Origin of the sequence: Paenibacillus dendrobii, assembly GCF_009807035.1 — a bacterium.
Taxonomy (GTDB): Bacteria; Bacillota; Bacilli; order Paenibacillales; family Paenibacillaceae; genus Paenibacillus_AQ; species Paenibacillus_AQ dendrobii.
In genome coordinates this window covers 1,713,376-1,726,791 of sequence record NZ_WUBI01000001.1, presented here as the reverse complement: position 1 = coordinate 1,726,791, position 13,416 = coordinate 1,713,376, and the positions used below count along the sequence as shown (strand labels likewise).

13 protein-coding genes and 1 other annotated feature are annotated in these 13,416 nt (G+C 49.4%); of the genes, 12 read left to right on the top strand and 1 reads right to left on the bottom strand.

Annotation, left to right across the window (positions count from 1 at the left end; genetic code table 11):
* Window positions 1-6: 6 nt before the first annotated feature.
* From GRF59_RS07440 to GRF59_RS07425, 4 genes are all read left to right on the top strand, one after another.
* Window positions 7-801, top strand: coding sequence for an NUDIX hydrolase (locus GRF59_RS07440; protein WP_160496966.1), 795 nt, complete (start codon window positions 7-9; stop codon window positions 799-801).
* Between the two features lie 193 nt (window positions 802-994).
* Window positions 995-2,446, top strand: a complete 1,452-nt coding sequence (locus tag GRF59_RS07435) for a nicotinate phosphoribosyltransferase (protein WP_160496965.1) — start codon at window positions 995-997, stop codon at window positions 2,444-2,446.
* Window positions 2,447-2,681: 235 nt separating this feature from the next.
* On the top strand, window positions 2,682-3,677 hold the full coding sequence (locus tag GRF59_RS07430) for an acrylyl-CoA reductase family protein (protein ID WP_160496964.1): 996 nt from the start codon (window positions 2,682-2,684) through the stop codon (window positions 3,675-3,677).
* 115 nt (window positions 3,678-3,792) lie between these two features.
* The gene (locus tag GRF59_RS07425) at window positions 3,793-4,305 is read left to right on the top strand and encodes a hypothetical protein (protein ID WP_160496963.1); all 513 of its coding nucleotides are present in this window, start codon (window positions 3,793-3,795) and stop codon (window positions 4,303-4,305) included.
* Window positions 4,306-4,362: 57 nt separating this feature from the next.
* Here the strand turns inward: GRF59_RS07425 and GRF59_RS07420 are convergent, their stop codons facing one another.
* On the bottom strand, window positions 4,363-4,878 hold the full coding sequence (locus GRF59_RS07420; RefSeq protein ID WP_160496962.1) for a MogA/MoaB family molybdenum cofactor biosynthesis protein: 516 nt from the start codon (window positions 4,876-4,878) through the stop codon (window positions 4,363-4,365).
* Window positions 4,879-5,059: 181 nt separating this feature from the next.
* On the opposite strand from GRF59_RS07420, the gene GRF59_RS07415 reads away from it, so the two are divergent.
* The 8 genes from GRF59_RS07415 to GRF59_RS07380 all read left to right on the top strand — a co-directional run bounded on the left by GRF59_RS07415 (window position 5,060) and on the right by GRF59_RS07380 (window position 13,333).
* Window positions 5,060-6,064, top strand: coding sequence for a CobW family GTP-binding protein (locus tag GRF59_RS07415; RefSeq protein ID WP_160496961.1), 1,005 nt, complete (start codon window positions 5,060-5,062; stop codon window positions 6,062-6,064).
* 99 nt (window positions 6,065-6,163) lie between these two features.
* On the top strand, window positions 6,164-6,502 hold the full coding sequence (locus tag GRF59_RS07410) for a four-helix bundle copper-binding protein (protein ID WP_160498177.1): 339 nt from the start codon (window positions 6,164-6,166) through the stop codon (window positions 6,500-6,502).
* A gap of 168 nt (window positions 6,503-6,670) precedes the next feature.
* Window positions 6,671-8,584 carry an OPT family oligopeptide transporter gene (locus tag GRF59_RS07405; protein WP_341480028.1) on the top strand — a complete coding sequence of 638 codons (1,914 nt, stop codon included), beginning with the start codon at window positions 6,671-6,673 and terminating at the stop codon, window positions 8,582-8,584.
* A 7-nt stretch (window positions 8,585-8,591) separates the two neighbouring features.
* Window positions 8,592-8,999, top strand: coding sequence for a PqqD family protein (locus GRF59_RS07400; protein WP_160496959.1), 408 nt, complete (start codon window positions 8,592-8,594; stop codon window positions 8,997-8,999).
* A 49-nt stretch (window positions 9,000-9,048) separates the two neighbouring features.
* Window positions 9,049-9,296: a binding site (T-box leader), on the top strand.
* A gap of 51 nt (window positions 9,297-9,347) precedes the next feature.
* Window positions 9,348-11,045, top strand: coding sequence for an arginine--tRNA ligase (argS, locus tag GRF59_RS07395; protein WP_160498176.1), 1,698 nt, complete (start codon window positions 9,348-9,350; stop codon window positions 11,043-11,045).
* A gap of 33 nt (window positions 11,046-11,078) precedes the next feature.
* Complete coding sequence (locus GRF59_RS07390; protein ID WP_160496958.1) at window positions 11,079-12,011, top strand: ATP-binding cassette domain-containing protein; 933 nt, start codon at window positions 11,079-11,081, stop codon at window positions 12,009-12,011.
* 2 nt (window positions 12,012-12,013) lie between these two features.
* Window positions 12,014-12,724: a hypothetical protein gene (locus GRF59_RS07385; RefSeq protein WP_160496957.1), complete on the top strand. Its 711-nt coding sequence runs from the start codon at window positions 12,014-12,016 to the stop codon at window positions 12,722-12,724.
* A 123-nt stretch (window positions 12,725-12,847) separates the two neighbouring features.
* Window positions 12,848-13,333, top strand: coding sequence for a hypothetical protein (locus GRF59_RS07380; protein WP_160496956.1), 486 nt, complete (start codon window positions 12,848-12,850; stop codon window positions 13,331-13,333).
* Window positions 13,334-13,416: the final 83 nt, after the last annotated feature.

Genomic DNA, 13,416 nt, shown 5'->3' with positions numbered 1-13,416 from the left:
GATGATATGAACGAACATGGGAAACAAGGTGATTCTTCACCTGAAGCACAAGCTTATTCGGCTAAAAAATACCGTACACCAGATGGTGTACCGGCAGATATCGTTATGTTTACATTGACCAAAAGGGAAAGGAAGACAGTGACCAAAACTCTTCCGATCCGAGAACTCAAGGTCATGCTGATCCGGCGCAAGTCCTGGCCTTTTGCAGGGATGTGGGCGCTGCCTGGCGGCTTCTGCCAAGAAAGTGAATCCATTTACGATGCCGCTACCCGAGAGCTCAAAGAGGAGACGGGAGTCGACGGGGGGCATTTGGAATACCTTGGCGTATATAGTACACCGGGAAGAGACCCGCGCGGCTGGATTATCAGCCATGCTTTTTTTGCTCTCGTCGAGGAATGGATGCTCGAAAGCAGACAGGCGGCAGATGATGCAGGGGAAGTAGGGCTGTTCAGTATCGAAGAGGTTCTGAACGGACTGGAGCTGGCATTTGACCATCGGGAGATTATCCGTGATGCGTATCTTCGCATTCAGCAGCAAATGCTCCATTCTACGATCGCGCGCCAGTTTTTGCCGGAACAATTTACGTTAAGCGAGCTTTACCAGGTCATTCAGACGGTTGTTCCAGAATTCAGTGAACCTAATTTTATACGTAAAATTACATCCACCCGCAGCAGACAAGGGATTTTGGAGGAGGTAAGGGATGAGACAGGCAAGCCGCTCAGCTCTAACCAATATTCCCAGCGTCCTGCCCAATTGTATAGGTTCACAGCTTATGCGCCTCTCTTATCGATCTACACGTAAGAGGCATTATCACTGCATGGAGAGGAATACGTCGTATGGAAGCTTGCTTACCGGCAAGCTTTTGTTCTGAAAGCCATGGCTGAGCATTGCAGCATTTTACAGATATCACTTGGTCACGGGATTAATAGCCTAACACAATGGGTTATCGTTAGTTCAACGAACCAAGGCTGAAGCACAAAGGAGGAAGCCTGCCATGCAGACAGCAGGACTGGCATTACATACCGATAAATATCAAATTAACATGATGTACGCGCACTGGGTAAACCGTTCACATCAGCAAAAGGCCGTTTTTGAAGCCTATTTCCGCAAGCTTCCTTTCGGAAACGGCTATGCGGTTTTTGCCGGATTGGAGCGGATCGTTCATTATATCGCCAACCTGCGGTTTACGGATGAGGATATCAGGTACCTGTCCGAGCAGGAAGAGAATTATGATTCTGCTTTCCTGGAAGAATTGAAACAGTTTCGTTTCTGCGGGAACTTGTATTCGATGAAGGAAGGAGCCCTTGTTTTTCCTAACGAGCCTTTGGTTCGTGTGGAAGGAACCATCATGGAAGCCCAACTGGTGGAAACAGCACTGCTTAACTTCATGAATTTTCAGACGCTGATCGCGACCAAGGCATCGCGTGTGAAGCAGGTGGCCGGAAACGATATTCTGCTGGAGTTCGGTACGCGCCGTGCTCAGGAAGCCGATGCTGCAGTATGGGGGGCACGTGCCGCCTATGTAGCGGGGTTCGACGCGACTTCCAACATGCTGGCAGGCCAGAAGTTCGGAATTCCTACCAAGGGAACGCATGCGCATTCCTGGGTACAAAGCTTTCCATCAGAGCAGGAAGCGTTCGACACCTATGCCAGAGTGATGCCTGACGATGTTACTTTGTTGGTGGATACTTTTGATACGCTGAAAAGCGGGGTTCCGCATGCGATCGAGACCGCTAAGAAACTCGAAGCAGCCGGTAAGAAAATGTCCGCCATCCGTCTGGACAGCGGCGATTTGGCGTATTTGTCCATCAAAGCCCGCAAGATGCTGGATGATGCAGGTTTTCCTTACGTTAAAATTGTAGCTTCCAACGACCTCGACGAGAACACGATCTTTAACCTGAAGGCTCAGGGCGCACGTGTGGATACTTGGGGCGTAGGAACCCAGTTGATCACGGCTGCAGACCAACCTGCGCTTGGAGGCGTATATAAGCTCGTAGAGCGCGAAGTAGAGGGAGAAATGGTGCCGACCATCAAGATCTCGGGAAATCCGGAAAAAGTGTCCACACCGGGTAAAAAGGATGTATACCGTATTGTGGATCGTGTCAGCGGCAAAGCAATAGCGGATTATATTATGTTTCCGGAAGAGGAAAGACCGCATGATGGCATGCGCCTGAAACTCTTTAATCCCCAGCACCCATATTTGCAGAAATTCGTAAAAAATTATGATGCCTTTCCCATGCTGGAACAGGTTTTCAAAAACGGGATGCAGGTATATCCCCTGCCTACGCTGGAGGAAATCCGCCGGTATCATCGGGAACAGATGGATCTCTTTTGGCCGGAATATCTTCGTAAGCTAAACCCGGAAATTTACCGCATCAACATCAGCGAGAATGTCTGGGAAATGAAGCAGAAATTAATGGCCGAGTATATGCAGGTGGAAGACTAAGCAGCAACGAAAGAGGGACGGCAAATGCCGGTTCCTCTTTTTTGTTTATTCAGATGGATGAACTGAAGGAGGGCATGGTATTGCAGGATTATTTCTCGGGAAAGCGCATGATCCGGCAAACGATGCGAAAAAGGATGATTTGTCGACTGAAATCGACATTTGAGGAGGAAGTGAACTGCAGGATATTGGTAATGTATAATAAATGTGAATTCATACCCAGGGAGGGAAACATGTGATGGATACATTTCAAGCGTTTATGATTCGCCAAGAAGGTGAAGAACTGAAGGGCAATGTAGAAAGATTAACGCTGAACGATCTGCCTGAGGGGGACGTTTTGGTTCAGGTCCATTTCTCTGGAGTCAACTATAAGGATGGATTGGCGAGCTTGCCTCAGGGAAAGGTAGTGCCGCAGTATCCCATGATTCCCGGTATCGATCTCTCAGGTGAGGTTGTGCATTCGGAACATCCGGATTTTAAGGTGGGTGACCTTGTCCTGTGCACCGGCTATGGTCTAGGAACTTCACATTTTGGCGGATTTAGCAGATATGCCCGGCTTTCGGGGGATTGGCTTGTCCATCTTCCCGAAGGCTTGACTCTTCGTGAAGCAATGGGAATTGGTACGGCCGGTTTCACGGCGGCAATGTCTGTTGACCGGCTGCTTCATTGCGGCGTTACCCCCGATATGGGGCCGATCCTTGTGACGGGCGCTACGGGCGGCGTCGGCAGCTTTGCCGTGGACATGCTTTCACGGGCCGGATTCCAAGTAACCGCAAGTACAGGCAAAATCGATAAGCAGAAGGCATGGCTGGAGAGTTTAGGTGCCTCTTCGATCATTGGAAGGGAAGAGATTGCAGATACAGCGCCGGGACCCATTTCCAAGCAGCTTTGGGCAGGTGTTATCGATCCGGTCGGAGGACCGCATCTTAATAGCATTTTGAAAAGCATTCGTTACGGCGGGGCCGTGGCGTTGTCAGGACTCACAGGAGGGACTTCCTTCGAAAGTACGGTTCATCCATTTATTCTAAGGGGAGTTCAGCTGCTTGGGATCGATTCGGTGTATTGCCCTAAAGCATGGAGAAATCGGATTTGGAGCAACCTGGGCGGGGATTGGAAGCCGGAACGAGCGCTGGGCGTAGGTATCAAGGAATGTACGCTTCAGGAGCTCCCACAGGTGCTTCAGTCTATTTTGCAGGGTCATGCCGTCGGGAGAACGATTGTTCGTTTGGAATAAAGATGCAGGAGCTAGTGGCACTGTATAAAGCGTTTGAAATGTTGGCATTCTAAGCCCATAACAGGCTGTCTTCCGCCTTGGCGGCAGCAGGGAAATCTGGAAGGGATGAACCGACATGAACAAACCGTTAGCATTGCTGCTGGCCTGTGTGCTGCTAATTGCCGCGGTTGGCTGCGACAAGCATACCGTTATTAAAAAAGAAACCAAACTGTATAATTTCGATTCTTATTCTGAGGGGAATATCAGGGCGCAATCGCAGGGAAAAGGACTTAACGGTCAGCTTCTTAACGAGCTTCAGCTGACTTTCGGTGCAAAGAAGATACCGCTGACGCACGAGATGTATGCCGAAGATGGTCGCGGAAATATCAGTTATATGTTTTACATCCGGGGGAATCCGCAGCAGTACATCAATTTGCATGTGTTCACGGATGAACAGGAGCGAATCAAACGGATTCACAACTGGTACGGAGACCAGAAGCAAGTCGATACACAAAACATGCACACTGTGATCTACAGCCATAACCGAGCCTCTTTGATCTATACGTCATCGGGTAAAGACAAAGGCATATATGACAAGCAGGTTCACGAGGTATTTAATTCTTTGTTGGATCGTATGGATTTTAAGTGACATAACCCAAAAATGCCGGAGCTGAAAATCAGCTTACGGCATTTTTTTGTCCGATACCTATTCTTTTTTATAGATTTCACGCATCACATGACCGAGTTCCGGAACAATAATGCGTTCCATGGCCAATTTAACGGCTCCCTTGGACCCAGGGATGGAAAAGACAGCGGTACTGCCGGAGGTGCCGGCGATCGCCCTGCTCAAAATAGCTGCCGCTCCGATATCTTCGGTGAAGCTGAGATACCTGAATATTTCCCCGAATCCGGGAAGCTGCTTGTCCAGCAACGAGGAGACTGCCTCATAGGTTGTATCGCGCGGGGAAATTCCTGTGCCCCCGGTCAAAATAACGGCTTCCACGTCAGGATTGCTTGACGCCTGGTGGATCAGTTCGCGAATGCCTTCATAATCGTCTTTAACAATTTCATAACCTGCAATCCGGTAACCCGACTCTTCCAAAAGGGATTTAATCAATTGTCCCCCGATATCGGTCTCCGGAGTACGCGTATCGGAAACAGTCACAATCATGCAAGATACGGTATCCGGTGCCTCGCTGCGGTGTTGGTCTGCTGATTTCATCTCTACATTCTCTCCTCTCCCTTTTAGAGTGTCTTTATAGGATAGCCCTTTGGAAAAGAACATGCAAATCAAGGACGGACCTCAAGTTAACGATAATTCCAAGCAGTTGCGATGCGCCCGAGGGTGTAGTACACTTTGCTAAAAAACTGATTTTCGTGCATGGAATGAAGGGGAGAACGATATGCCGACGCAAACAACAACACCCATTTACATATTATCCGGTTTTCTGGGAAGCGGGAAAACAACCTTTCTGCAACAATTCGTTACCCACTGGCAAGCGCAAGGACTGGTTCCTGCCGTCATCATGAATGAGATCGGAGATGTTAATCTCGATGGTCTTCTTGTCCAGAATCAAGTGCCGATGACCGAAATGCTCAGCGGTTGTATCTGCTGCTCGATTCGCGGTGATTTGAGCATGGAGATCGCCGGACTTATTCAGAGGGAAGCACCGGATGTCATCATTATCGAAGCGACGGGGATTGCCAATCCAATGGAAATCCTAGACGGTGTCACCGAAGCTGCTTTATATATCAAAATCGATCTGAAGGGCGTGATCACGGTTGTGGACTCGGCCCATTTACTGGAACTATACAGGGAGCAGAAAGGAAAAACATTCAGGTTGATGCAGGAACAAATCCGCGCAGCTTCTTGTCTGATCCTGAATAAAACAGACCGCATCGGAGATGAGGAGCAGAAAGAGCTCACTGACGTCATCTCGCGCTGGAATGCCTATGCTCCCCTGCTCCCTGCTGTCCGCTGCGAGGTTGAGATTCCGCATATTCTTGAATCGCTGGGGGATAAGAACGGACTTGCTGCTGCTCTGAGGGAAGCATCCCGAGAACGGGAATCTGATGGTCATACAGGGCATCATCATGGACACAATGCATCTGAGCACCATACACATCATGACCACGTCATGGTGTATACCCATTATTTGAAAGGTCCGTTAGACAGCGGAGCCTTTGAGAAATTCATTGCCAATCTGCCACGCGAGGTTTACCGGGCGAAAGGAGTTTTGACCTTCAGCGATACGGCAAGCCGGTTTTTGTTCCAATATGCTTTCCGGGAACCTGATTTTCTGCGAATCAACCCGCAGGGTGAAGTGCCGGATGTAGTCGTTTTTATCGGGGAGCATTTCTCGAAGTCGGCCATTGAACAGGGCATGAGAGCATTGGAAGAGGGCTGATGATCCGGCAGCATACTGTTTTTTCCTGGTTTCTCCTTCAGACATTATGGTTAATAGTGAAACAGAGCCAATAAATAAACTGGAGGGTAAGAAATGATGATGAACCAGGATTTGCAATATAAAGATTGTATCGAAGCGTGTTTGCAATGTATGAATGCTTGTAATGTCTGCTACGTTTCAAGCCTTAAGGAATATGAACTGGCAATGCTGCGTGAATGCATTCGTCTGGACCGGGAATGCGCGGATATTTGCGATTTTGCTGCGCAGTCCATGATCCGTCAGAGTCCGTTTGTCCAAGAAATTTGCGAATTATGCGTAAAGGCTTGCGAAGCCTGTGCCGACGAGTGCGGGAAGCATGAGCATCAGCACTGCAAGGATTGCGCGGAAGCGTGTCGCCGCTGTGCGGATGCCTGCCGTCATATGCTGACAGCGGCTTAAGAATATATCGTACGTACAAAGAAAGTCAGAGCTGCTTGTTTCCAAAGCTGTTCTGGCTTTTTTCATGTTTGGCAGAACTTTCACCCTTCGGTTTGAACTCTTCAGGAATGGGGTACTATATGGTTGTTTACCATGAAGCTTCAGACAGAACGGGAAGGAGAGACATTCGTGAAAGCACAAGAACATAAGGAATCGGAATCATTTGTACCGTACATACCTGCATCAAAATCATTGCCGGAGTTAACGCTGCTGTCCATTATCCTGGGGATCGTGCTCGCGGTCGTGTTCGCTGCGGCCAACGCGTATCTGGGGCTGAAAATCGGGCTTACCGTCAGTGCCTCCATTCCGGCAGCGGTTATTTCGCTAGGCGTACTACGAGGGTTATTCAAACGTAAATCCATATTGGAGAATAATATCGTCCAGACGATGACAACGGCTGGCGAAGCGGTAGCGGCAGGAGCCATTTTCACGATTCCGGCTCTGTACATGTGGAATCAAGTTCCGCATATGAGCACGGTCAGCTTTATTGTCCTTGTCGGCGGCTTCTTGGGTGTCGCCATGATGATTCCGCTTCGGCGGCTGCTGATCGTAAATGAGCACGAAACGCTTCCATATCCGGAAGGAACCGCTTGCGCAGAAGTCCTGATTTCCGGCGAAACCGGAGGCAAGAGCGCCAAGATGGTCGTATACGGCTTCTTGGCTGGCGGCCTGGTTAAGGCACTTGGAGACGGATTTAAGTTTTTCAAAACGGAAATCGAGACGGGAATATATAAATTTAAAAATTCACTGATCGGTATGGACACTTACCCGGCGCTGCTCGGCGTGGGATATATCATTGGACCCCGCATTTCGGGACAAATGCTCGCCGGTGGAATTCTGGCCTGGCTTGTTTTGATCCCGATGATCGGATTTTTCGGGGCAGGGGACGCATCGGTGCTTCCCCCGGGCGACAAGCCTATCCCCGGACTTGATCCGTGGGGCATTTGGGAGGGTTACATACGGTACATTGGGGCAGGCGCTGTTGCAGCCGGAGGGATTATCACGCTGGTCAAGTCGCTTCCAATGCTGTTCAGTTCGCTTGCGGCTACATTAACCGGGCTGAAAAGAAAAGATCATGCGAAGGTTACCCTGGACCGTACACATTTTGATATTCCGGGTTTTTGGGTCACGGTGATGATAGCTCTGCTTGTGATTATCATTGCTTTTGCGCCATTAACGGATGTGGGAATTGTCGGCGCAATCGCGATTGCCATTTTTGGTTTTCTGTTCGTAACCGTGGCTTCGCGAATCGTTGGTCTGGTTGGAAGTTCATCCTCTCCGGTATCCGGTATGACGATTGCAACGCTGCTGATCGTAACCATCATTTTTAAGCTGACGGGTATGACAGGCATGACCGGGATGATCGCTGCATTGACAGTCGGGGCTATCGTGTGCGTGGCTCTGGCCGTAGCGGGAGATATCTCCCAGGATTTGAAAACAGGTTATCTCGTTGGCGGGACGCCATGGAAGCAGCAGGTGGCGATGATGATTGGAGTGCTGGTGAGCGGTCTAGTCATCGGATTCATCTTGTCCGTATTGAATGAAAGTTACGGATTGGGTTCGGAAGACCTGCCGGCTCCCAAAGCTGTGCTAATGCGGCTGATTGTCGAAGGTATCATGTCCGGCAACTTGCCCTGGGATTTGATATTTATAGGCGTTGCTGCCGCCGTTGTATTTGAATTTTTGGGTCTTAATTCGCTGACTGTGGCGGTAGGCATTTACCTGCCGATTCATGTCAGCACGCCGATTATGGTGGGCGGGATCGTCCGCTGGTTTGTGGAATGGCGTTCCCGCAAAAGTGAGGCGTTGCTGAAAAAACGGGTAGAAACAGGAACCTTGCTTGCTTCGGGCTTAATTGCAGGCGAGTCGCTGATCGGCGTCATCATTGCCATTCTTATTTGGCTGAATGTTCCGATACCAGGCCAAGTACTGATTAAAAACAATTGGCTGCCTTTCATTATTTTCATGCTCGTTGTCATCATGCTCACATGGATGTCCCTGGGCCGCAAGACGAAGTCCGTGGTATCCAAGCGGGAGGTGTAATTAGCGAATGATTGGATTCAAATCCAAAAAAAACAAAGTTGCCGCCGAATCTCCGAATCTGCTTGATATGGTCCCGGTGTTGACGAACCGAATTGCGTCCGTACAAACAAACGAAGAGAAAGTGACGCTGCTGCTTCCCCGCAGAAGCTGGCTGGAGCGGCAATCCGTCAAATGGCTTAAACAGCCAAGCACCATTCAGATCCATCTGGATGATCTGGGGAGCGCAGTTGTCATCCGCTGCTGCGGGGAGCAATCCGTAGGTGAAATAGCGGATGGAATCCGTGAACGTTTTGGCGAGAGTGCCGAGCCGTTGCTTCCGCGCTTGTCTAAATTCATGGAGGTTCTGGAGGCGAACGGGCTGCTTACATGGCTTCCGTCAACAGAGAATGAGGAAGGCAGTCCTGCAGCAAAGTGAAGAAATAACCCTTGCTTCCCGTTCACGGGATGTGTATAATATTGAAAATTGAACGTCAGGGATCGGGAGAGTAAGGAAGGTCTGGCATGGACAGCGAACCGGGGAGAGTGAGAGCCGGTACATGTTCCTTCGTGAAGCGCACCCGTGAGATGGCTGATCCAAAGCTTTTCCTCGGGAAAAGCAAGTAGATCCGTCCGGTTAACCCCGTTATAGGTGTTAAGGGAAACGAATATACGGATGATGCCGTGTTCGTTTACTTAGAGTGGTACCGCGGGATATTCAGCTCTCGTCTCTATTATGGAGACGGGGGCTTTTTTGTTCTTAATAATGAAGGAGAGGTTGAGAATGATGTTATACCAATGGGCAGCGGAAGCTATGAAAGCTTATGTGCCGCTGGAAGAAAAACAATTGATGGAGCTGTTGGAGGTTCCTCCGTCATCCAATTTGGGTGACATCGCTTTTCCCTGTTTTATACTGGCCAAGCAATTTAGAAAAGCGCCACAGGCTGCGGCAAAGGATATTGCGGATGCGTTTACCCATCCCTATGTCCACGCAGAGGCTGCCGGGCCGTATGTGAATCTGAGATTCGACAGGGATTATTATGGCCGCTTAATGATGGAGGAGCTGGACCAAGGGAGCATGCCGGATGCCGGAAATGGAATCAAAGTGGTGATCGATATGTCATCTCCCAACATTGCGAAGCCTTTCGGCATCGGCCATTTGCGTTCAACCATGATTGGAGCGGCCTTATACAATATGTATAAATTGGCAGGTTACGATGTGGTCAGTGTGAATCACCTTGGCGATTGGGGCACCCAATTCGGCAAGCAAATTGCCGCTTACAAAAGATGGGGGGATGACACCGCACTTTCGTTAGACCCGATCGGAGAATCACTTCAGCTCTATGTGCGTTTTCATGAAGAGGCGGCAAACGACGATACACTTGAACAGGAGGCTCGGGACTGGTTCCGTAAGCTCGAGGCGGGGGATGAGGAAGCGCGGAAGCTGTGGGCATATTTCGTGGAAGTGAGTATGAAGGAATTCAACCGGATGTATCAGCGGCTGAATGTCTCTTTCGACCATACGCTTGGGGAGAGCTTTTATAATGATAAAATGCAGCCTGTGGTAGAGAGCTTGAAAGAACAGGGTTTGCTTGAAGAAAGTGACGGAGCGCTTGTGGTTCGACTGGACGACGAGGGGATGCCTCCATGCCTGATCATAAAAAAAGACGGAACGACGATCTATCCTACTCGGGATTTGGCAACAGCGATTTACAGACATGATGTCATGAAGGCGGACCGTTTATTGTATGTGGTGGGAAGCGAGCAAAGGCTGCATTTTCAGCAGGTATTCACCGTACTCCGGCGGATGGGGATGGATTGGGCCGACAGCTGCACTCATGTACCGTTTGGCTTAATGAAATTCGAAGGCAAAAAAATGTCCACGCGTCGTGGCAAAATCGTTGTCCTTGAAAAGGTGCTGGATGAGGCGGTCGCTAGAGCCATGGCGATTATAAATGAAAAGAATCCGGATCTCGAAGGCAAGGAAGAGGTGGCAAATGCTGTCGGGATCGGCGCGATTATTTTTGGCGACCTCAAAAACAACCGCGTGAATGAAGTGAATTTCTCATTGGAGGATGCGCTGAACTTTGACGGAGAAACGGGACCCTATGTCCAGTATACCTATGCCAGAACGCAAAGTGTCCTTACAAAGGGAGCTGCTGCGGTTGAGGCGACGCATGAGGTTGCAGCTCCAGATGCAATAGGGGAAATGAATATTCTTGGAGATTCGGGCTGGGAGCTCTTGAAGCTGCTGACGATATTTCCGGAACAACTCCTGCGCGGCATCCGCCATAATGAGCCTTCGGTTCTGGCTCGTTATGCATTGGATGTGGCGCAGTCTTTCAATCAATTTTATAATAAGGAAAGAATTGTAACCGATGAGCAGTCAACACGGAGCGCAAGACTACGTCTGACACATTTGGCCGGCGCGTCCTTATCACGGACGATGAAGCTGCTGGGTGTGCAGACACCTGACCGGATGTAAATAGGGCTTGAAGCTGGAGAGGAGATTTCAGGCTTGGCGATTGCGGGTTTGGAGAAAGGGATTACAGCTGAACTGGTAACTGTGACGGATGCCGTGAAAGTATACGGCAGGCATAAAGTCTTGCAGGATATTTCACTGATAATAAAGCAAGGAGAATGTACGGCCCTGGTAGGCAAGAACGGGTCAGGTAAAAGCACTCTGCTGAGAATGTTGGCAGGCCTGATCCGTCCTACGACGGGTATTCGGCAGGCAAGGGAAGGGAGGCTTGTTACCGGTTATGTTCCGGAACGGTTTCCGCCCTTTACCTTCACTCCATGGGAGTTTTTGCTCAGTGCGGCAGCGATTCGCGGGATGGAAAAAAGGGCTGCGGGACAGGAATTGACAGATTTCATGAACCAACTCGGTATGGAGAATTTTATGCATGTTAAGATGACTCAGTTCTCCAAGGGAATGCTGCAAAAGATTAATTTGATCCAAGCCTTGATGGGCGCCCCTGACTTGCTGCTGTTGGACGAGCCATTGTCTGGACTCGATATCAAAGCGCAGGAAACGCTGCTGCGTTTATTGGCTGCGCTGAAACGAAGTGGAACAGCCGTTGTCATGTCGGTTCACGAATCCACGCTGATTGAGCAGATTGCAGATCGTGTCTTGCTGATGAAAAACGGACGGATCATCAAGGAAACATCTGAGACAGCCCTAGCGGCATCATCCGTAACGAGGATTGTTTTCCGAGGAATTGATCCCGGCACGGCTCAAGGATTATCGAGGCTTTCAGAGGCTACTGATTATGCGGCAGCGGAAGGCATTTATGAGCTTGAAGTATGGTCTGACGCGACCGATATCATGTTACGCCGAATCCTGGACAGCGGGGGTTCGATTGTAATGGTGAATCCGCAAGAGGGAATGGACATTCTCTTGAAAGATGGACTGAATGGTCTCCTGAATGCTGCGAAGGGAGATCGATAGACTTGGTGGCATTAGCCCGTTTTTTATTAAAAAGCTATACTCGCAAGCACGCATACTTTGCACCCCTTGCCGGGACTCTGATCGCGATGTTCCTGCTCTATTCCTACAAACCCAATCCGGTGATGGACAGCTACGCGGTCACATCCGTATTTTTATTTATCGGCGCATCCTGGACGGGCTTAACTTTTCTTAATCACGGCAGCCCGCAGCAAGAGCAGCTGCACATCATACATATCGGCAGTATGAGAAGGTATATGTTCAGTCAACTCTTGGCTATGCTTATTCCTATCGTTCTTTTCGCCATACTATTTATTGTTTATCCGATTTTGACGCATATGTTCGGAGAGCCTGTCCGGCTGCAGCAGCTTTTTCAGGCCACCTGTGGGCATCTTGTGATGGGAATGCTCGGTATCATGTTATCTCTCTTTTTTCAGAGGGCATGGATGCCAAACGGCACTCAAGCTACGGCACTCCTTCTTATTCTGGTCATTGTCTCGATTGGAGCCAAACCCATTATCGCTATACTTCCAATATCGCTTGCCTGGCTTCACTGGCTCTTGCCTCCGGTGTCGCCCATCATGGATGGGCTTCTAAACAGCAGTAAGTCTGCTCCCGGCGAAGTGTGGGGAATGATAGGATGGAGTCTCATTTATATTCTTTTACTTGGTGTGGCATACATGGCTATTTCCATTCGCAGAGATGCAAGAACGTAATCTTTCTGCGTATGAAAATCTAGGTATGAGTGCCTGTTTCACATTACTGGTTGATGATTGGATGGACATCCTTTAACATGGAACTATACGATGTCATCACGGGTTGATGGGTAGGAGGGTATGATGAAACAGACACGGCTCTTGGATAGCGAACATTCCAAGGAATTATTTGCTTATTTCGGACTCGCGGTATACTATTCACAGGCGCTGGAACAGCAGCTTGTCAACTTGTTAATGCTGATGAAGATCTCGCAGGGGAAGGTCCCCACGGAGGAAGATCTTGCCGATCTGTACCACCAAAAGCTCAGCAATTCGCTCGGACAGCTGGTGAATGAAATTCAACACCATTTCCCCTTCTCTGAGGCGGAGACAGAGCAATTGAAGGAAGTTTGGAAGTTGCGCAATTATATCGTTCATGATTATTTTAAGGAGCGTATCCAGGAGACCTTTAGTCCGGCAGGCCGGTCGAGAATGATCCGGGAGCTTACGAGCTTCAAGCAGCAGGCTCAGGATCTGGAACGCAAGCTTCAAAAATATACGAGTGAACTGTACGTAAAGCTCGGTTTGGATCAGGAAGCCGAAAAAGGTGAAACGCCAACGCAAGTATAATGAAAAAACGCGAATGAGATGTCGATGCATTGCCAATAATATGAAACATTTACGAGACCGTCTCCGTCAGAGAGAGTGGAGGT